Genomic DNA, 18159 nt, shown 5'->3' with positions numbered 1-18159 from the left:
CTTGATCCCTCGCCCGCTCACCAGGGCCTGCCATGGCTGACGTCCGGTTTGTCACGTGGCGCTCGATCCAGAGGTGAGTTTTTCAAATCTCCGCCGCAGGTGATCCACGAGCCGTTCCGCACCGATCAACAGGCAGCCTGGGTGTCCGCCAGGCACCTGTATCAATTCCAGTTGAGAGCTGAGATGCCGCCACGCTCGGCCATCGTGGTCGGCCGCGTAAAAGGCCACAGGGATCTCGAGCGGTGCCGGACAATACTGCGCCATTGCGATTGAATGAGCGTCCCACAACGCCGTCGGAATTGCGACCTTGGCGCTCGCAGTCTGTCCGTTCGCGGGGAGCTTCAGATATCGCTCCAGTCTCACCATTTGCTCGAAGGTCCAACGCAAGAGATAAGGGGAAACCAGCGGCTTCAGCAGCCCCAGGATCGCCCGTGGCATCGGACGGGCACTGACAGTCGGCGGGTCCACCATCGTGACCAAATCAACCGTGTGGCCGGCTGCCATCAGCTGGCGGGCCACTTCGAACGCCACCATGGCGCCATTGCACTTGCCGCCCAGAAGAAAGGGACCGCTCGCTTGCCTTGCCAGGATGAACGGCAGGCGGTCGGCGGCCATCGCCTCGATCGAGGCCGGAATCGGCTCCCCATGAAGACCGTGGGGATTGATCGAGATGATCGGATAATCCGGCCCCAGAAGCTCTACCAGCCGCCGCACACTCGCGTGGCCGCTGACAAGGTCGCCGTTAAAAAAGTACAGCGGAGACCGCGTGCCACACTCATGGGGCTGGAAGAACGCCGTCGCCCACGTGTCCGTCTGTGCGGAAACCCTTGCGGCAAATTGCCGGATGGTTTCTGCCCCGAACATGATGGTTTCCGGCACGGGATAGCCGACGAGCCGCTCGACCTCGATCAGCATCTCCATCGCGAGAAGGGAGTCTCCGCCGCTGGCAAAAAAATCGCTGTCAACGGTCACGGCCTGGTTCTTGAGCAGCCTGCGCCAGAGCGTCAGCAACTCGGCTTCTAGATTCAACGGCCCGTTCGCGACGGACGCCGGCATCGGCGCCAGATGACCCCGTGGCCGGTCGGCCAACTCGCGCAGACGTCGCCGCTGAACCTTTCCCGTCACCCCCTTTGGCAGATGGTCGAGCGTCAGAATGTGTCTCGGAATCTTGAACGAGGCCAACTCGCGTTGCAGGAACTGGCGAAGCTCCGCAGCGGTCGGCTGCGCCCCGCAATGAGGGACGATGGCGACTGCGACGTCCTCGCCCAGGCGCGGATGTGAGATCGCGAAGGCCGCAGCTTCGGCGACGGCCGAATGTCGCAATAGCGCGGCTTCGATCTCGGCGGGAGAAATCTTCTCACCGCCGCGATTGATCAGCTCGCTCAGGCGGCCGTGCAGCGAAAGGAAGCCGTCTTCGTCGAGGCTGCCGATATCGCCGGTGTGAAACCAACCCTTCGTGAAAGCGGCTTGATTGAGTTCCGGCTCATCGAGATAGCCCGACGTCACGGTCGGTCCACGAATCCAGATCTCTCCGCGCTCGCCGGCTGCCAAGGGATGTCCATCTTCACCAACGATCGCCACGGTATCGGGCCAGGGTCTCCCGCAGGTGCCCGGTCTGTTCGGACCGGGCGGCAGCTGGTTGGCGGCGATCTGCGCCGCCTCGCTGGAGCCGTAATGCTCCAGCACCGGCACGCCGAGAGCGTGTTGCAGGTCTTCCTGCACGATCCTCGGGAGCGGCGCGCCGCCTGACATGGCGAACCGCAAAGTGTGTGCAGTCTGCGCATTCTCGAGGCTCTGCGCCTTGTCCAGCACCGTGGCGTGAAGCGTCGGGCCTGCCGAGTACCAGGTCGGCCGTAGGACATCGAACCACTCATCGAGTGCGACGATCGCACTGTTCGCCGGGATGGCAATGCTGCCTCCCGTCAGCAACGGCGTGAAGACCGTCACTTTCAGCCCATGAGAATAGTACGGGGGCGACACGCTCAGGCATCGGTCCCGGGACGTGAGGCCGAACCAGGCCCGAAGGCGTTCGGCCGCCGCCAGCATATTGTCATGACTGAACGGAATGAGCTTTGGCCGCGCGGTCGTGCCCGACGTCTGCAGGATGAAGGCGGGGGAGCGCGGATCCGGCTCGGCGTCGATGGCAGGGGAGGCGGAAACTTGCACGTCGATTTCGAGCCCAAGCTGCCCTTGTCCGACCGGAGCGGCTTCTATGATGGCAAGCGTTCTGCGGGCTGCGGCCTGGCGAGCTTCAGGGGCACTGCCCTGCAGCACGACGAGGGCGCTCAGGTTCAGCATGTCGAGACGCTGCTCGATTTCAGGCTGGGAGAGGCGGGGATCGAGGGGCACCGCGGTGGTACAGCAGGCGACCGCCACGATGGCGAGAACCGCCTCCGGGCCGTTCGGCATCAAGACCCCGATCCGGGTATTGCAATCGAAGCCGGCCAAGCGCAGCCGCCGGCGGATTGCGTTCAACTGGCGTTCAAGACCGTTGTACGTCAGAGGCTCGAAAGCGCTCGAGACGATCGCCGGCTGGTTCGGAAAACGACTGGCAGTTCGACCTATGACCTGGCCTATTGTGAGTCGGGCTTCCGACTCCCCATGGTCGCGAGCGTGGAAGCTCTCGGAACACATGGTGGCGCCCGGCGTCTCGTTGTCCAGAAGCATTCCGTCCTACCTTGAACAACGTAAGTCGGCTCGCACAACCATAGCGCGCCGCTCCCGAAGATGCCTTGCTGTACAGCAAGTGATGGCGGCAATTAGGGATTAGCCAATATTCGGTGCGTCATCCTGCCATACTGCCGATTGCGACCATTGGTGAGTGGTAGCTTAACCAGGCGGCGGCGCGACTTGAGCTCGCCGATGCGAGCAGTCGCCTGGCTTGCTCGGGATTGAGCAGGCCTCGAACAAGACGGAAATTCTCGAAGACGCAGATGGCTCTCGCCGACTACGCGCCGCGATAGCCATTCGGGTTCTTCATCTGGAAATGCCAATGGTCGGCACACATCTGTGTCAGCGATCGCGTTGATGTCCAGCCCAACAGGTTCTTCGCGAGAGTTGGATCGGCATAGCAGATTGCGACGTCACCGACCCTGCGTTGGTCGATCACATACGGCACGGGCCGGCCACTGACTTCCTTGAATGTCCGGATCACGTCCATGACGCTACTGCCGCTTCCCGTTCCGAGATTGACCGTCAGAAGGCCGGGCTGTCTCAGTTGGCTCAGGGCGCTCAGATGTCCGGATGCAAGATCGACAACGTGAATGAAGTCACGGATCCCGGTGCCGTCCGGAGTATCATAGTCGTTTCCCCAAACATGCACCGTCGGACGCCGTCCGATCGCCACTTGTGCCACAATCGGCAACAGATTGTTCGGCACATCCAGGGGATCTTCTCCGATCAGTCCGCTTTCGTGGGCGCCAACCGGATTGAAGTAGCGCAAGATGGCAATCCGCCAATCCTTGTCGGACTCATGAAGGTCCTTCAGTATTTCTTCGATGAAGTATTTTGTGCGGCCGTATGGATTGATCGGTGCGACAGGATGCTTCTCGTCCAGCGGCAGGTACGCGGGTGTCCCGTAAACGGTTGCGGATGAACTGAAGACCAGCGTCTTGACGGATGCTCGCGTCATGGCCGACACGAGCCGCATCGTTCCCACGACGTTGTTGTCGTAATAGGTGATGGGTTGAGCGCTGGACTCGCCCACCGCCTTGAGGCCGGCGAGATGAATGACCGCGGTCACGTCGTGGGCGCGCAGGATCTGGTAGATCGCCTCTTCATTGCGGATATCGGCATGCCGGAAAATGACCGATCGCCCGCAGATGGATCGTATCCGTTCGAGAGAGGCGCTGTTGCTGTTGGAAAGATTGTCGACCGCGACGACATCGAGCCCGGCGTCGAGTAGCGCGACGGCGATGTGGGATCCGATATAGCCGGCACCGCCGGTCAACAAGATCATTTCCGCTTCCGTTTCGCGTCTGCGTGGTCAATGCTCGCCGCGCGCGGGAAATCATCCCGCGCGGTGATGCCGATGCGCCAGACCGGACGAGTCTCAGCTATTTCCGCAGTCGGATCGCCCCGTCGGCTTTTGAGCTCATGTCCTTGCGGGTATGGCCGTTGGTGAGGGAGACCTCGAAGTAGTTCTCCGCATGGTCGATCGCGCCAAGTGGCGCCGGCCGGCCCGCTCTCGCGATCTTGGGAATTTCCCGGCCAGGTGGGAGGAGCCGCTCGGTCACGTCAACGATCTGATGCGCCGAACTGCTGTTTCTCGACCAAGCCGCAGATCGATGGTTCAATCCCCAGATTGCTGCCTGCGTTCTGTTTTGAACCCGAATCTTGCGAAGGATCGCCTTGATGTGAACCTTCACCGTGGCTTCGGCAATCTTGATCTTGCGCGCAATGCACTTGTTGGAATCGCCTTCAATCAGGCACTGCACAATTGAAACTTCGCGCGGCGAAAGTTGCTGAGCCAGCGTGTCATCTGCCGTTGCGACGGCATGATCGTCATCGTTGGGTACAGGGGCATCGTCCACCTCGCGTTTCTCGGTATCGAGAGCGGACTCCAAAAATGCCGGCGGGAATACCGTCCCACCCATCATGACGAGTTCGATGGACTTGATGAACGCGTCGCAGTTCATCACGTCGATGAAATATCCGGTGGCGCCGGCTCGGAATGCGGCAACCAGATCATTCAGATGAAAGTGATCCGCGACAACTGCGACACGTGCATCCGCGTGACGGCGCTTGAACGAGTCGATTTGCTCGACTGTCGGGCGAAAATCATCGCCACTATGAACGATGAGGAACAATGCCGGACTGGCAGCGGCTTTCTGAAGCGCCTCGTCGCTGGGCCAATCATCGGCGTCGTATATCGAGGTTAGGACGAAATTCTCCGAATTTAGAATTCTTGCAAGGCCTTCTTTGCGAAGACTATTTTCACCAACCAGCGCAATGGCAAAAGGATATCGTCGTCTCATGGAAACTCTCCCGGACGCTACAATGATACAAGCGGTTGAAGGGTTGAACCCGGTTCATTTTTGGTGGCCCGCCCAGCTGAAAAGAACGACGTAAAAACAAGCTTCCTCAGATTCGGTCGATGGAACAAACCTGGGACGAAAAGCGCTTAACCCACTCTCAAAATATTTAAGAATGTTAGATGCTAATCCCCAATATCCCTATATACCGTTGGTTATAGGCATTTGGGGCCGCCAAACTGACGAGGGTGGTCTCTCGGTCCTGGTCGACAGACACTCTCTGAGAGTGTGTCGGATCGTCGCTGCGATTACGCGTTGTGGAATCGTGTTTGTCGGCGCGCTCCAGGCGGTAGATTCACGGGACCAAGCGACAACAAAACCTTACTGAAATGTCTCATATTGGAGTAACTTATTAATGACATGGGCGCCGATCTGAACTGAGGGGGGACTGAGGGTTGATCGGAAATGCATTTCAGTCGTGTAGTCATTGCCAGTAGATATCCAGTCGTTTTATTGGGTCTGAACTGCCTGCTCGAAGCAGAGCGTGATTTCAAAGTTGTTGCTCGCTGCAATGATATTGCGAGCTGCTTCAAGGCAATACAGAGCCTCGCGCCCGACATCGCCATTTTGGACATGTCGATGCCTGACATTTCTGGGCAGGCCATGCTCGAGGTCGCAAACTCCGGGGCGCTTGGTGTGCGGCTCGTGTTTCTTGCCGCCTCGGTTGAGGATCGCGATCTCGCCATGCTCGCAGCAGCGGGAGCTTGCGGTGTTCTTCTGAGCGAGGAGGAGCCCGAAACGCTCTTGCAGACGTTGCGGCAAGTCGCCGACGGCCAGAAGACGTTGCCTCCGCCCTCGTACGAAGAAGCCATCCCTTATGCGCAAACGACGATCCCGGAGAAATATCTTGCGGTGCTGACGGACCGCGAGCGTCAGATCATGCGCTTGGTGTCGGAGGGCTTGTCGAACAAGGAGATTGGCCGCCGTCTGAAGGTGGCCGACGGTACCATCAAGGTTCATCTGCACCACATCTTCCGCAAGCTCGAGATCAGCAACAGGACCGTCCTTGCTACGCTTGCCGTCTCATATTCCGGGCCGACCGGGTCTCCATCCGTCGAATAGCGGCGACGGACCGGCGTTTTTCATCGAGCTTCGTGCGCGATGATCATCCCCGCTAGGCCAACGGGCTGTCTGTACGCCTGGAGATTACAGAAAACGAGCGTCGCAAGGCAGTTGCGATGAAAACGCCTGCACAGCAGCCGGCGCCTTTGACGAACATGTCCTTTACGTATCCATGTCTGTCGGGGAGCAGTCTTTGGATGAGTTCGAAGCCGACGACTATAGCGAGAAGGACGAGCAGGATTGGCAGCACGTGCTTCGGATAGGCGAGCGAAAAGGCGACCCCGATAATGAACAGAGCTGCAAAACGATCGATGTTCGCCGATATCAACGTGTGCGGACGGAATGCCAGCGGTGTATCGGTGACGATGAAGAGGCCTAGGATCAAACCCCAAGCCAAGCATCGGAATACGGTTTGCGTCATCCCTTGTGGTTCAGCAAGAGCGCAGTAACCTGGTTTCATCATTCGCATTCGCAACTACTCTTCGGGCGTGTCAGGCGTGGTCGTCTTAAAAAGATGGATCGTCGTTGCACGATGGGGTCAAGCTCAACTGCCGATCACCATGGCGGGCTAGGTTTTGCCAAGCCACTGGCCAATGTCTCTGGATCCGATGACCCGTTTGGGCCGGTACGGGTTGATCGTTCCAGCTGAAAGTCTCTCGATGCGCTGGTCCTCCGCCAGTTTCCTTGTGAACTGCTTCGCATCCTGTTCGGATACGAATGTCGCAGTCCTTCGTGCGTGCCTGTCGGGCGGAGCATCGCGTTGATCAATGAAGGAGACGTACCAGATGTGCCTTGCTGTCATGCGGGACCTCCGAGGTCAGGTCTAGGCGCGAATACAAATTCGAGACACCGGGCGGTGATACCTGAAAGCGAATCGGCAGAAAGCTTCTTCTCCATTGTGGAGTCGTGATTGGTTTCTGCGAGCCAAAGCAGGCCGGCGATTGGTCCGTCCACAATGGACGGGAATTGCAGCTTTCGCTCAGCGTGTCGCCGGGGCTTTCAGAGTACTCCTCCTGGACATCAAGCTTGCACGCTTCGTTCGATCGCGAAGTTTTAAGATGGCCACGAGGCGCCGCAAGCGAGCGCTGCGTTCGCTGCTATTCATGCCGCAATGGAAAACTGAAGGACGAACAGTGACTGGCCGCCCGGCTCGGGGCTGTCGCTGATTTCGACATGCCAGCGAAGATGACGCAAGAATGGCTCCGTCACGTCGTGCTTGAGTATCTCGCCGCTCAGTTCAATCGCCGTCGTCCGTGCGGCGAAAATGTCGGGAAGATCCAGGCCGACATCATCGAGCACTGAATGGCCGCCGTGGATATGAAAAAAATACCGCGGCATTGGTGTCTCCGGATGAGGCGAACATTCCGACGACTGCGACGAGCTCGACGCATCAAAGTGGTGTCATCGCACCACGGTGAGGCGGACGGCAAGCCGCTATTCTAGGAGGGCGGATCATCATTGTTGGGTACCCCGACGTGGACCTGCACCAACATCGGTTCGGAAGGTCGAGCGACGCATCGGGTCGACAGAGGAGACCGGCCGAATTCGTGCGGGCTTGTCGGCAATGAGCCAGCGATTCGGTCACCGTGATTTCGAGACTATGGCAAGCGGCCGGCGGCAAGCAGAGAACGCCGCTCGTCACCGCGAATACAATCACGCCATTACGGAAGCTGAGGCAGGCGGCCAACCAGCAGGAAACGGCTGCGGACCACCGGACGCGCCGAGATCTCTCGGATGGTCAGGGAAGCATGCGGCAATACCTAACAGCCGAAGGTAACGAGCAGCATTTCACAACACCCCCTGGTGCTCGCCAGGGACGCCGGCGATCAATTGTTTGTGCAGTGCGGCAATATTGATATTGCATTGCAATAATAGCTGACTAACTCTGCTTCTCACGTGCCACTGAGGAGCCTTCCGTGATCAAGATTTCCCTCTCCACCCTTGCCGCCGCCCTCGCGATCGCGAGCGCAACCGCCGCGTCCGCTGCGGAACTTCCGACCTATGAGGCTGCGGGCCTGCCGATCTCGGCGGTGCAGGCCGGCGTGATTGGCGCCGCCAATGCCCGCGAGCAGGCGCCTGTTGCGACCACTTCGGCGACGCCGCATCAGCTCAGCGTTCTGACGCCCCGTAACAAGATGACGACCGCGCGGGCCGCTGCCCGCACCGACCGTTCGGTCCACTGATCGGCATAGCCGTTCCCGGGAGGCCCGCGACGAAGCGCGGGCCTCCCTCGGGCGTAGAGCAAATACATCGCGCGCTCAGCTGCGTCCGACGCAAGCTCGTGCCGCTCGCCGCCGCCAAGTGGCGCCTCACGCCGTTGGCGCGAACTCCCGCGGGTGGAGTTTGATTGCGTCGTCGACCTCGTCCGGGTGATCGACCTGAGGCAGTCGCCGAGGTCGAGAAATGGTGGCCGATCGTCAAGTCGGCGAATATCAAGGCGGAATAGCTACAACGATGATTTTCGGCGTGATTGGCAGATGCGCGCCAAGGCATCCGCTGTCATGGCAGGGCTGGCAGCTTGCAGGCTCGGCACTGGAAATCGTCGCCGCGCTCGTCGGCGCGAACTTCGAATTCCTCCGAAACCCGAACAATTCGGTTGCGAAGCGGGGCGACCTCGGAAAGCTCAGCGTGGCCCGTGCGTCGGCATTTCGGGCACCGCAGGATCTCAATCCAGTAGGTTTGGGTCATGACGTCGTCTGCAAACGCTCGCGCAATGATAACCCCGTCTGGCGCGACGAAAATTGATCCAGCTCAAAAACGCGGCCGCATCTCCTCCAATTCCGCACCTGTTCAAACCCCAAAGCACGTTTCGAGGCCCCCGGGGCGAGCGCTGTTCAAATCGGTGAAAACCCTGACCGCGTTAACCTTTGATTAACCATGCGGTCCGATTGTTAACCATTCGACAAGACAACCGAGTCAGGGGCGATGGACGCAACTCAACAGGTCGCACGTCAGCAGGTCCGCATGCGCGGCCGTTCCTACGTTGCGTTCGTTTTCTCGCCGGTCGTGCCTGTCGTGTCCTGGCTGGCCGAGATCGACGCGACGCTGGCGAAGTCGCCGGGCTTCTTCACCGGCAAGCCCATCGTGCTCGACCTCTCGGCGGTCGATCTCAGCCAGACCGCGATCGCGCATCTGATCGGCAGCCTCGGTGAGCGCAACATCCGCATCCTCGGCATCGAGGGCGTCGACGAATCGAAGCTCGGCGCCAACATGCCGCCGCTTCTGACCGGCGGCCGGGCCTGCGCGATCACCCATGTCGAGCCGCAGAAGCCGCAGGTGCAGGAAAAAAACAAGGACAAGGACAAGACCAAGCTGCCGTCGCTGCTGCTGGAGAGCCCGGTCCGTTCCGGCCAGTCGATCGTGTTTGCCGAGGGCGACGTCACCGTGCTCGGCTCGGTCGGCTCCGGCGCCGAGATCGTCGCCGGCGGCTCGATCCATGTCTACGGCACGCTGCGCGGCCGGGCGATGGCCGGCATCAACGGCAATTCGGCGGCCCGCATCTTCTGCCAGAGGATCGAGGCCGAGCTGCTCGCCATCGACGGCTACTACCAGACTGCGGAAGAAATCGCCGACAGCTTGCGCAACCGGCCCGCCCAGGCGTGGCTCGAGGGCGAAATGCTGCGCATTACACCATTGAACTGACCGACCACAAGGAGAGAGAGAATGGCCAAGGTATTGGTCGTGACGTCTGGAAAGGGCGGGGTCGGCAAAACGACCTCAACCGCCGCGCTCGGCGCGGCGCTCGCGCAAATGGGTCAGAACGTCGTCGTCATCGATTTCGACGTCGGCCTGCGCAACCTCGATCTGGTGATGGGCGCGGAGCGTCGGGTGGTGTTCGACCTCATCAACGTGGTGCAGGGCGTCGCCAAGCTGCCGCAGGCGCTGATCCGCGACAAGCGGCTGGAGAATCTCTGGCTGCTGCCGGCGTCGCAGACCCGCGACAAGGACGCGCTGAGCGAAGAGGGCGTCAAGCACGTGATCGCCGACCTCAAGACCAAGTTCGACTGGATCCTGTGCGACAGCCCGGCCGGCATCGAGCGCGGCGCGACGCTCGCGATGCGCTACGCCGACGAGGCCGTTATCGTCACCAATCCGGAAGTGTCGTCGGTGCGCGACTCCGACCGCATCATCGGCATGCTCGATTCCAAGACGGTCCGCGCCGAGCGCGGCGAGCGCGTCGAGAAGCATCTTCTGGTCACCCGCTATGATGCCGGCCGCGCGGCGCGCGGCGAGATGCTCTCGATCGACGATATCCTGGAGATCCTTGCGACTCCCTTGCTCGGCATCGTCCCGGAAAGCCAGGACGTGCTGCGCGCCTCCAATGTCGGCTGCCCGGTCACGCTGAACGCAGCAAGCAGCGCGCCGGCGCGGGCCTATACCGACGCGGTGCGCCGCCTGATGGGCGAGGCGGTGGAGATGACCGTGCCGGTTCAACGCAAGGGACTAATGGATCGGCTACTGCGACGGAGGGCGGCATGATGAACGTAATGCGGCTGTTCGGCGGCCGCGCCGCATCGGCGCCCGTCGCGCGGGAGCGGTTGCAGATCCTGCTTTCGCATGAGCGTGGCCGGACCGGCGCGCCAGATCTCCTGGAGACACTTCGCTCGGAAATCCTGAGCGTGGTTTCCAAACATATCGACGTCGATCCCGACAAGGTCGTGGTCCGGATGGACCGTGGCAAGTTCGTCTCGATGCTCGAGGTCGACATCGAGGTTCCCAATGGCGTGCAACGATCGAAGATGGTGGCGGCCACATGACGGCAGACAGCGATAGTCACATTGCCTGGCAGCGCGCGCAGCTCAAGAAGCTGCGGGCGGCGTTGAGGGCGATCGAGGCCGATCAGCTCGGCAAGGCCAATTGCGGCCGCGCGACGCAGATGACGATCGACGAATTGCAGCGCAAGATCGGCGAGTCGGGCCGCTGCATCGCGGAGTACGAGCGCCGGACCCGTCGCCCACTGGCGACGGACCTCGGCAGCCTCGCCAGCGTCAGCTGGACGCACTGGAACGCCAACATGCCGATGGCCAAGGCGCCGCGCCACCGCGCGTGACGCGATAATTCTCCCGTCGTCATTGCGAGCGAAGCGAAGCAATCCATCCCTCCGCGTATGCGGAACGATGGATTGCTTCGTCGCTGTCGCTCCTCGCAATGACGGGAAGAGACAGGCGACCTACAGCAAAAACGCCAGCGCGCTCTCGCAACTATCCTCGATCTTGAGCGTGAGCAGCTCGTCGGCGCGGGTGCGGCCGAGATTGACGGCGGCAATCGGCAGGCCGCGCTGCTCTGCCATCCGGACGAAGCGAAAGCCGGAATAGACCATCAGCGAGGAGCCGACCACCAGCACGGCGTCGGCCTGCTCGAGATGCGCCTGCGCCGACGCGACCGTATCGCGCGGCACGTTCTCGCCGAAGAACACCACGTCGGGTTTCAGCACGCTGCCGCAGGCTTCGCAGGCCGGCACCACGAACGACGAAAAATCCTGCTCGAGATCGGCGTCGCCGTCGGGAGCGTCGGCGGCATCGAGCGTGAGCCAGGCGGGGTTTCGTCGCGCCAGCTCGTGCTGGAATTGTTCGCGCGGCATCGTCGCGCCGCAGCCGAGGCAGCGCACCACGTCGAGCCGGCCGTGCAGGTCGATCACCCGCTGGCTGCCGGCGGCCTGGTGCAGGCGGTCGACATTCTGGGTCAGCAGCAGCTCGCAGCGCCCCTGCTGTTCGAGCTTGGCCAGTGCGCGATGCGCGCCGTTCGGCGCGGCCCGGCCGAACCGCCGCCAGCCCACCATGCTGCGCGCCCAATAGCGCTGCCGCGTCGCCGCTTCGCCCAAGAACGCCTGGATGGTGACCGGGCGCGTCCGCTTCCAGTTGCCGTCGCTGTCGCGATAATCGGGAATGCCGGAATTGGTGCTGCAGCCGGCCCCGGTCAGGACAAACAGGCGCTGGTGGCCGGCGACGAAATCCTCGAGGGCGGGGTGTTGCATGGCAGCACATCTAGTGCGGCGCGCGCATCTGCGCCAGATGTGGGGCCTGCCGCGAGCGGACCTTTCACGCCGCCTCTGCGTTGACGGCATGGCACCCGAGACCTGGTGCTGCGCGCGCCTGTTTGCCTGGCGCAATTGCCGACGGAGTGACCGATGCGGCCGGGATTCATCATCGTCGTTTGCGGGCTGATGTCGCTGGCGCTGTCGCCATCCCATGGTCAGGATGCGGGCGTGTCCGGCGAGCAAGCGTTCAACAATTCCTGCCGCACCTGCCACACGGTCAAGGACGGCGACAACCGCGTTGGCCCGAACCTGCACAATGTCGTCGGCCGCAAGGCCGGATCGGTTGCGAGCTTTCCTTATTCGGAGGCGATGAAATCATCCGACATCGTCTGGGATGAGAGCACGCTGCTGCGCTTCATCGAGGATCCCGATGCCGTGGTGTCGGGCAACGGCATGAAGCCGTATACCGGCGTGCGCTCGGCGGAAGATCGCGCCAGGATCGTGGCGTTCCTGAAATCTCCCGGCAAGTGACCGTTGGCGGAAGGCCGGTCTCACTTTGCCGGCACGACGAAGACCTGGCCGGGATAGATCAAATTGGGATTGCGGATCTGCTGCGAGTTGGCCCGATAGATCACGGCGTAGCGCTGTCCGGCGCCGAATGCGCGCTGGCTGATCCGCCACAGGCTGTCGCCGCGGGCGACGGTGGTCGTGGTGATCTTCGGCACGATCACGGCGGAGGGGGACTTCACATCGGATGCGGTGGCGGTTGCCGCAGCGGCGAGCTGTGGTTTGGCCACATCCCTACGGCCGGACGAGGTTGGCGATGCCGGGATCGATGCGGTCGTCATCGTGTCCGGAACGTTGAACGGCACCTCGGCCCGCGCGCGGACCTTGCCGGAGGTGGGGTCGACGTCGTCAAGCCGCACCTGATAGTTGCCGGCCGTCACGCCCTTGTTGATCGTGACCGAGAGATGCCCCGCCTCGTCGGCCGTCGCGGACGTGATCAAGCTGCCGTTGAGATAGAGCCTGACGGTAGCGCCGGGAGCTGCCTGACCGCTCACATGGAGCTTGCCATCCGGTTCGGTCTCGACGGCCTCGATGGCCACTTTCCCAGCCGCCGGCGCCGTGGCCGCAGGTTGCGACAGCACGCGGACCGGTTTGTCCGGTGCCATCAGCGCCACCATCGGCCGCTCCCTCGTCGCAGCCTCGAGCGCCACCGCCACGCTTTGTTTGGAGGTCACCTGCTTGCCGTCGCGCGTCATGCGCAGGGTGAGGTCATAGTTTCCCGGCGGAAGCGGGCGCGGGACCATGACGAACTGGCCGGACTTGTCCACCACGACGCGATCGTGCACCTCGCCGTTGCGCAGCAGTTCCACCGTCGTGCCCGGTAGCGCCCGGCCGGCGACAACGGTCTCGCCGGTCGGCTCGATGTTGACGACGTCGAACTCCGGCACCGCGTCGCCGCTTGGTGCCGGCGCCGGTCCTGTCAGCACGTCGGCCAGGGCCGCGGTCTCGGTTTGCGCCTTTGCCAGCGAGGTCTTGTTTTGGTCTCGCGCCGGAGCCGCTGGCGCGGATGGTGCCGTCGCCGTCAAAGGCGTGCTCCCGCCCAGGATTTGCTGGGTTTGGCGGATGCCGAAGACGAGCGCCGCAGTGCCGCCGGCGGCAACTGCCAGCAACGGAATGACCAGTCGGATCGCCGTGGCGTTCATGATTGTCATCCGCGGATGATGTCCCCCGCGCATCCGCGCGCGACCCCCGCCCCCCGCGGGGATTTAGTGAGAGACTGCGCCGGTTTGCGCCGGCCATCAAGTCGGATGAAGGGATTACTTCTCTCGGGCAGGCCGGCCGACCTGGCGGCTCGCGGCGCTCGGCCCGGGTCGGGATCACGTCAGGTTCAGAACTCCAGCGCCGCATTGTCCACCACCTCCTTCATGACGAAGAAGGTGCGGGTCTGCCGCACGCCGGGCAGCGCGATCAGCTGATCGCCATGGATGCGCTTGAAGTCGTCGACGTCGCCGGCGCGGATCTTGAGGAAGTAGTCGAAATCGCCGGCGACGAGGTGGCAGTCGAGCACGCATTTCAGCTTTGCCACCGCCTGCTCGAAGCTCGCAAAGCTTTCCGGCGTCGAGCGGTCGAGCACGACGCCGACCATCACCAGCGTGCCCTTGCCGAGCTTGCGCGGCGCCACCATGGCGCGGACGCCGCTGAGATACCCCTCGTCGAACAGCGCTTGCGTCCGGCGGTGGCAGGTGGCGGGGCTGACGCCGACCTGATCGGCCAGCTCGGCATTGCTGAGCCGGCCGTTCTTTTGCAGCAATCTCAACATCTTGAGGTCGATGCGGTCGAGCCGGGCGGGCATGGAAGAATCTCTCATCGTTGGCGAATTTCGCGAGAGAAAACATATCATCTGGGCCAAATCCAGCAATCTTCAGGAGCTGCGCGAGCCGAGTTAGAGAGCACCTTTCGCGCCAGGGGTGATAGCTGTGGCCGCCGTTCCAGATCACCAAAGAGGATGCCAGCATGCTGGAGAAGTTCGCGCGCTATCCACTCACATTCGGGCCGACCGCCATCGAGAAGCTCGATCGGCTGTCAAAGCATCTCGGCGGCAAGGTCGAGCTCTATGCCAAGCGCGAGGATTGCAATTCCGGGCTCGCCTATGGCGGCAACAAGCTGCGCAAGCTCGAATACATCATCCCCGATGCGATCGCCTCCAATGCCGACACGTTGGTCTCGATCGGCGGCGTGCAGTCGAACCACACCCGCATGGTCGCGGCCGTCGCGGCCAAGATCGGCATGAAGTGCCGGCTGGTGCAGGAAAGCTGGGTGCCGCATGAGGACGCGGTCTATGATCGCGTCGGCAACATCCTGCTCTCGCGGGTGATGGGCGCGGATGTTCGGCTGGTCGACGAAGGCTTCGACATCGGCATCCGCAAGAGCTGGGAGCAGGCGATCGAGGAGGTCAAGGCGGCGGGCGGCAAGCCCTACGCGATTCCGGCCGGCGCCTCCGTGCACAAATTTGGCGGGCTCGGCTATGTCGGCTTCGCCGAGGAGGTGCGCGCGCAGGAGCGCCAGCTTGGCGTCAAGTTCGACTACATCATCGTCTGCACGGTGACCGGCTCGACCCATGCCGGCATGCTGGTCGGCTTCGCCGCCGATGGGCGCGCGCGCAACGTGATCGGCATCGATGGTTCGTTCACGCCCGCGCAGACCAAGGCGCAGGTGCTGTCGATCGCGCAGAACACCGCAAAGCTGGTCGAGCTCGGCCGCGACATCGTCGAGGATGATGTCGTGCTGATCGAGGACTACGCCTATCCCGCCTACGGCGTGCCGTCGGAGGAGACCAAGGAGGCGATCCGCCTCAGCGCGCGGCTCGAGGGCATGATCACCGACCCCGTCTATGAGGGCAAGTCGATGCAGGGCATGATCGATCTGGTCCAGAAGGGCTTCTTCCCGGCCGGGTCGAAGGTGCTCTACGCCCATCTCGGCGGCGCACCGGCGCTCAACGGCTACGCCTACGCGTTCAGGAACGGCTGAGGCGAGCGGGCTTCTAATTTCGTGGCTGCATCCGGGCTACGCATTCTTACCTCCCCTTGAAAAGGGGAGGTCGCTTTGCTCGCAGAGCAAAGCGGGTGGGGATCTGCTTTCTCCGCTTGCAGCGTCGCCAGCGGCTGACCCCCATCCCGACCTTCCCCCTTTCAGGGGGAAGGAGCTGGCGGGCTTCTGAATTCGTGGCCTCGTAGCCCGGATGAAGCCAACGGGTCGCGCGAACGCGCGCCCGATGACAGGCTCTGTGCAATCCGGGTAGGTCCCTCGGCGGCACGATCCCCGGATTTCGCTCCGCTCCATCCGCGCTACGCATTCTTACCTCCCCTTGAAAAGGGGAGGTCGCTTTGCTCGCAGAGCAAAGCGGGTGGGGATCTGCTCTCTCCGCTTGCAGCATCGCCTGCGGCTGACCCCCATCCCGACCTTCCCCCTTTCAGGGGGAAGGAACTGGTGGGCTTCTGATTTCGTGGCTGCATCCGAGTTACGTTCCATGTCCCACGTCAGGTCCGCGTCAGCTTCGCCCGGTATTTTTGCCGGGCCGGGCGAGTTGGGAGACCATCGCGTGAGGATGATGAATGCGACCGGCCGAGGCATCGCCGCGCTCGGCACTGGCATCGTCGCCGTGGGACATTGGGTCTGGACCTACCAGGGTCAGGGTGCCGCGCCGCACGCCCGCCTGCTGGCGATGAATCACGCAGTCGAGCTCTACGCCGGCATCTTCCTGATCGGCGTCGGCGTCCATGCCCTCGCATCCTGGTGCTGGTTCAGCGATCCAAATCCGCCGGCGCAATCCTCGGTCGGGGAGCCGCAGTAGCGTCCGCCTTGGCGGCAATGCTCCGGTTGAGGTGCTGTCCTGGTTAGGACACTCGGAGAGGGGAATTAGGACACCCGTTGCCCGGTGGAATCTGGAAATGGGACACTGCCGCTGACTGACATACGCTAAAGCGCCCGCCGATCCGACGTGTAATGCTTTGAACATTATGTTCAGGACCGATTTAGATGGCGTCGAGTTCAGCCTCATAGGCTTGGCGGGGATATCGCTCGTCGCGTTCATCATCAGCTTAGGCTGGCTTCTGATCGGCTGAACTGCCGTAGCTCATTGGAAACGTCAACTTGGCCTTAGCGCTCTCCCGGCGCTGGGGCCGTTTTCTAATTAGGACACTTCCAAAATCAACTTGGGACACGGGGCCTAAATGCGGACAGCACCCCGGTTGAGATGCTGTCCCAGTTAGGACATTCGCTTGAGGAAATCAGGACACTCATTCACATATGCAAATGCCCTTCCGTACCATCGAGGTTCTAGCTCACGCGGGGGTGTCCATAATCTTTCCCTACCCCACGGGCGCTCCTCGGCCTCAGCCTCCTTGCCCGAGTGCTGGGGCCGTTTGCTTGAGTGCCGCATCGCATCTGCGATGAAAACGCATGCTGACTTTCCCATGCAAATGCGGGAACAGACCTATTGGGCGCAGGGTCGAGTTCTCATGGGAATGACAATCCCTCCGGCCCCGGCGCTAGCTACGTGCCGGGGCCGCCTTATTCTCAGCGGCGCGGCAAGGCGGCCTCAGCGTTCGTTCCAACGCGCTGGGGCCGTTTCCTTGAGGGCGTCACGGGGAGCAGTCTCGCTGGAAGGCCTGATTGATCGCCACTCTCTACGTCGCCATCTCGGATTGGTGTGCCAGCATACGCGATTGGGCTGCGACGTTCCGGACAATGGCGCGCTCGGGAGCGAGTAACTTCAAGGCCACATCATCACACTGCGCTGCCATCGCTCGCATCTCTTCCGACGTCATGGTGTCGTATTAGAGGGCGCTTCGACCGGGGCTGCATTTGCCCATGTTTCAGCCCCAAGCTGGGGATTGTGCCGGAGACTCAGTCGCGAGCTTGCGGAGAATGGATCGCAACTACAGGAAGGGACGCGCCGCTCTCATTTGGCGTGACGGCTAACTCGGAAGCAGAAGTGCGCGAGCGATTTGAATCGAGCTTGCGCCGATGGATCGAGATCATAAACGGAGAGGCCGCCAACTGAGGCGGCCTTACTCAACGACGCCTTTGATATCGGACCTTCGCCGGAACAGTTTTATTTGTCCGATCAGCGGTCGGATCAGATATTTTAGAATTAGGCCGAGACAGACGATCGGCACCAAGATCGGCAAGTATGCCAAAATCGCAAGAGCGGCCAACCATTCCGGGCTGCGCTGCTCCCGCCAATAATACACCGACGCCGCGATGACGTGGGCCACCAATAGCGCCGCCCAGATGGCTAGCGCGACGTTGACCGGCTCATCGAATGTCAACGCTTCCCATGCGGCTTCACCCGGCCCTGAAGGCGCGCTTTCGCTTTCCATGGCTTGCTCGACCTCCCTCAGCTTCCAACCCCTGCGATGGCGGGCTTATTCCATGCGGAATGCTAAGGGGGACGGTAGCGGAGGCTGGAACTCCGTTCACCCACGGAGAACCCCGGTAACACTTCTGCCCTGTGGAGGGGGAACACTTGGCGGATTGCAAAAGCCAGAACATCTGGCGTGCGACTCAGTAGTCTTGCCG

General features: G+C 62.0%; 19 protein-coding genes. 10 read left to right on the top strand and 9 right to left on the bottom strand.

Going from position 1 to position 18159, the window contains the following annotated elements:
- Nucleotides 1-51: 51 nt before the first annotated feature.
- From J6525_RS06870 to J6525_RS06860, 3 genes are all read right to left on the bottom strand, one after another.
- Complete coding sequence (locus tag J6525_RS06870; protein WP_225643063.1) at nucleotides 52-2667, bottom strand: AMP-binding protein; 2616 nt, start codon at nucleotides 2665-2667, stop codon at nucleotides 52-54.
- 280 nt (nucleotides 2668-2947) lie between these two features.
- On the bottom strand, nucleotides 2948-3958 hold the full coding sequence (gene galE, locus J6525_RS06865) for a UDP-glucose 4-epimerase GalE (protein ID WP_225643061.1): 1011 nt from the start codon (nucleotides 3956-3958) through the stop codon (nucleotides 2948-2950).
- 97 nt (nucleotides 3959-4055) lie between these two features.
- Entirely contained in the window at nucleotides 4056-4976 is a 921-nt protein-coding gene (locus J6525_RS06860) for a LuxR C-terminal-related transcriptional regulator (RefSeq protein ID WP_225643059.1), read from the bottom strand.
- Between the two features lie 462 nt (nucleotides 4977-5438).
- Here J6525_RS06860 and J6525_RS06855 point away from each other — a divergent pair, with 462 nt between their 5' ends.
- Complete coding sequence (locus tag J6525_RS06855) at nucleotides 5439-6095, top strand: LuxR C-terminal-related transcriptional regulator (protein WP_225162391.1); 657 nt, start codon at nucleotides 5439-5441, stop codon at nucleotides 6093-6095.
- A 52-nt stretch (nucleotides 6096-6147) separates the two neighbouring features.
- Here J6525_RS06855 and J6525_RS06850 read toward each other — a convergent pair whose 3' ends face one another.
- Both J6525_RS06850 and J6525_RS06845 read right to left on the bottom strand, forming a co-directional pair.
- The gene (locus J6525_RS06850) at nucleotides 6148-6564 is read right to left on the bottom strand and encodes a VanZ family protein (RefSeq protein WP_092079104.1); all 417 of its coding nucleotides are present in this window, start codon (nucleotides 6562-6564) and stop codon (nucleotides 6148-6150) included.
- A gap of 632 nt (nucleotides 6565-7196) precedes the next feature.
- Complete coding sequence (locus J6525_RS06845; protein WP_028335246.1) at nucleotides 7197-7433, bottom strand: DUF6894 family protein; 237 nt, start codon at nucleotides 7431-7433, stop codon at nucleotides 7197-7199.
- A gap of 578 nt (nucleotides 7434-8011) precedes the next feature.
- Between J6525_RS06845 and J6525_RS06840 the strand changes: the two genes are divergently transcribed.
- From J6525_RS06840 to J6525_RS06815, 6 genes are all read left to right on the top strand, one after another.
- Nucleotides 8012-8278, top strand: coding sequence for a hypothetical protein (locus tag J6525_RS06840; RefSeq protein ID WP_069278709.1), 267 nt, complete (start codon nucleotides 8012-8014; stop codon nucleotides 8276-8278).
- Nucleotides 8279-8498: 220 nt separating this feature from the next.
- Entirely contained in the window at nucleotides 8499-8840 is a 342-nt protein-coding gene (locus J6525_RS06835) for a hypothetical protein (RefSeq protein ID WP_225643057.1), read from the top strand.
- Between the two features lie 180 nt (nucleotides 8841-9020).
- On the top strand, nucleotides 9021-9737 hold the full coding sequence (minC, locus tag J6525_RS06830) for a septum site-determining protein MinC (protein WP_028335249.1): 717 nt from the start codon (nucleotides 9021-9023) through the stop codon (nucleotides 9735-9737).
- Nucleotides 9738-9758: 21 nt separating this feature from the next.
- Nucleotides 9759-10574: a septum site-determining protein MinD gene (minD, locus tag J6525_RS06825; protein WP_057021178.1), complete on the top strand. Its 816-nt coding sequence runs from the start codon at nucleotides 9759-9761 to the stop codon at nucleotides 10572-10574.
- Complete coding sequence (minE, locus tag J6525_RS06820) at nucleotides 10574-10852, top strand: cell division topological specificity factor MinE (RefSeq protein ID WP_026192121.1); 279 nt, start codon at nucleotides 10574-10576, stop codon at nucleotides 10850-10852. The genes minD and minE overlap by 1 nt, the downstream gene beginning before the upstream one ends.
- The gene (locus J6525_RS06815; RefSeq protein ID WP_057021179.1) at nucleotides 10849-11145 is read left to right on the top strand and encodes a hypothetical protein; all 297 of its coding nucleotides are present in this window, start codon (nucleotides 10849-10851) and stop codon (nucleotides 11143-11145) included. Before minE ends, J6525_RS06815 begins: the two co-directional genes overlap by 4 nt.
- 120 nt (nucleotides 11146-11265) lie before the next feature.
- Here the strand turns inward: J6525_RS06815 and J6525_RS06810 are convergent, their stop codons facing one another.
- Complete coding sequence (locus J6525_RS06810) at nucleotides 11266-12069, bottom strand: NAD-dependent protein deacetylase (protein ID WP_225643055.1); 804 nt, start codon at nucleotides 12067-12069, stop codon at nucleotides 11266-11268.
- A 153-nt stretch (nucleotides 12070-12222) separates the two neighbouring features.
- Here J6525_RS06810 and J6525_RS06805 point away from each other — a divergent pair, with 153 nt between their 5' ends.
- A complete protein-coding gene (locus J6525_RS06805; RefSeq protein ID WP_225643054.1) occupies nucleotides 12223-12603 on the top strand; it encodes a c-type cytochrome in 381 nt (126 codons plus the stop codon).
- 20 nt (nucleotides 12604-12623) lie between these two features.
- Here the strand turns inward: J6525_RS06805 and J6525_RS06800 are convergent, their stop codons facing one another.
- Both J6525_RS06800 and J6525_RS06795 read right to left on the bottom strand, forming a co-directional pair.
- A complete protein-coding gene (locus J6525_RS06800) occupies nucleotides 12624-13781 on the bottom strand; it encodes an Ig-like domain-containing protein (protein ID WP_225643052.1) in 1158 nt (385 codons plus the stop codon).
- A 185-nt stretch (nucleotides 13782-13966) separates the two neighbouring features.
- On the bottom strand, nucleotides 13967-14431 hold the full coding sequence (locus tag J6525_RS06795; protein WP_028335254.1) for an Lrp/AsnC family transcriptional regulator: 465 nt from the start codon (nucleotides 14429-14431) through the stop codon (nucleotides 13967-13969).
- Nucleotides 14432-14592: 161 nt separating this feature from the next.
- Here J6525_RS06795 and J6525_RS06790 point away from each other — a divergent pair, with 161 nt between their 5' ends.
- Nucleotides 14593-15606 carry a 1-aminocyclopropane-1-carboxylate deaminase gene (locus tag J6525_RS06790; protein WP_225643051.1) on the top strand — a complete coding sequence of 338 codons (1014 nt, stop codon included), beginning with the start codon at nucleotides 14593-14595 and terminating at the stop codon, nucleotides 15604-15606.
- Nucleotides 15607-16183: 577 nt separating this feature from the next.
- Complete coding sequence (locus tag J6525_RS06785) at nucleotides 16184-16429, top strand: hypothetical protein (protein WP_225643248.1); 246 nt, start codon at nucleotides 16184-16186, stop codon at nucleotides 16427-16429.
- 1219 nt (nucleotides 16430-17648) lie between these two features.
- On the opposite strand, the gene J6525_RS06780 is transcribed toward J6525_RS06785, so the two are convergent.
- Nucleotides 17649-17960 (bottom strand): hypothetical protein, encoded by a 312-nt coding sequence (locus J6525_RS06780; RefSeq protein WP_225643050.1) that lies wholly within the window; start codon nucleotides 17958-17960, stop codon nucleotides 17649-17651.
- Between the last annotated feature and the right edge of the window lie 199 nt (nucleotides 17961-18159).

The sequence above is a fragment of the Bradyrhizobium australafricanum genome (assembly GCF_020329495.1).
In the GTDB taxonomy this organism is placed as follows: domain Bacteria; phylum Pseudomonadota; class Alphaproteobacteria; order Rhizobiales; family Xanthobacteraceae; genus Bradyrhizobium; species Bradyrhizobium australafricanum.
The sequence above is the reverse complement of the archived record's forward strand: the minus strand, read 5'-3'. Positions and strand labels throughout refer to the sequence as shown.

What these genes read in the sequence shown, in the direction of transcription:
- J6525_RS06785 (WP_225643248.1), top strand. Translation starts at nt 16,184, where the DNA reads ATGATGAATGCGACCGGCCGAGGCATCGCCGCGCTCGGCACTGGCATC.
- J6525_RS06780 (WP_225643050.1), bottom strand. Translation starts at nt 17,960, where the DNA reads ATGGAAAGCGAAAGCGCGCCTTCAGGGCCGGGTGAAGCCGCATGGGAA.
- J6525_RS06870 (WP_225643063.1), bottom strand. Translation starts at nt 2,667, where the DNA reads ATGCTTCTGGACAACGAGACGCCGGGCGCCACCATGTGTTCCGAGAGC.
- J6525_RS06800 (WP_225643052.1), bottom strand. Translation starts at nt 13,781, where the DNA reads ATGAACGCCACGGCGATCCGACTGGTCATTCCGTTGCTGGCAGTTGCC.
- J6525_RS06855 (WP_225162391.1), top strand. Translation starts at nt 5,439, where the DNA reads ATGCATTTCAGTCGTGTAGTCATTGCCAGTAGATATCCAGTCGTTTTA.
- J6525_RS06835 (WP_225643057.1), top strand. Translation starts at nt 8,499, where the DNA reads ATGGTGGCCGATCGTCAAGTCGGCGAATATCAAGGCGGAATAGCTACA.
- minD (WP_057021178.1), top strand. Translation starts at nt 9,759, where the DNA reads ATGGCCAAGGTATTGGTCGTGACGTCTGGAAAGGGCGGGGTCGGCAAA.
- J6525_RS06815 (WP_057021179.1), top strand. Translation starts at nt 10,849, where the DNA reads ATGACGGCAGACAGCGATAGTCACATTGCCTGGCAGCGCGCGCAGCTC.
- J6525_RS06790 (WP_225643051.1), top strand. Translation starts at nt 14,593, where the DNA reads ATGCTGGAGAAGTTCGCGCGCTATCCACTCACATTCGGGCCGACCGCC.
- minC (WP_028335249.1), top strand. Translation starts at nt 9,021, where the DNA reads ATGGACGCAACTCAACAGGTCGCACGTCAGCAGGTCCGCATGCGCGGC.
- minE (WP_026192121.1), top strand. Translation starts at nt 10,574, where the DNA reads ATGAACGTAATGCGGCTGTTCGGCGGCCGCGCCGCATCGGCGCCCGTC.
- J6525_RS06845 (WP_028335246.1), bottom strand. Translation starts at nt 7,433, where the DNA reads ATGCCGCGGTATTTTTTTCATATCCACGGCGGCCATTCAGTGCTCGAT.
- galE (WP_225643061.1), bottom strand. Translation starts at nt 3,958, where the DNA reads ATGATCTTGTTGACCGGCGGTGCCGGCTATATCGGATCCCACATCGCC.
- J6525_RS06805 (WP_225643054.1), top strand. Translation starts at nt 12,223, where the DNA reads ATGCGGCCGGGATTCATCATCGTCGTTTGCGGGCTGATGTCGCTGGCG.
- J6525_RS06810 (WP_225643055.1), bottom strand. Translation starts at nt 12,069, where the DNA reads ATGCAACACCCCGCCCTCGAGGATTTCGTCGCCGGCCACCAGCGCCTG.
- J6525_RS06795 (WP_028335254.1), bottom strand. Translation starts at nt 14,431, where the DNA reads ATGCCCGCCCGGCTCGACCGCATCGACCTCAAGATGTTGAGATTGCTG.
- J6525_RS06860 (WP_225643059.1), bottom strand. Translation starts at nt 4,976, where the DNA reads ATGAGACGACGATATCCTTTTGCCATTGCGCTGGTTGGTGAAAATAGT.
- J6525_RS06850 (WP_092079104.1), bottom strand. Translation starts at nt 6,564, where the DNA reads ATGCGAATGATGAAACCAGGTTACTGCGCTCTTGCTGAACCACAAGGG.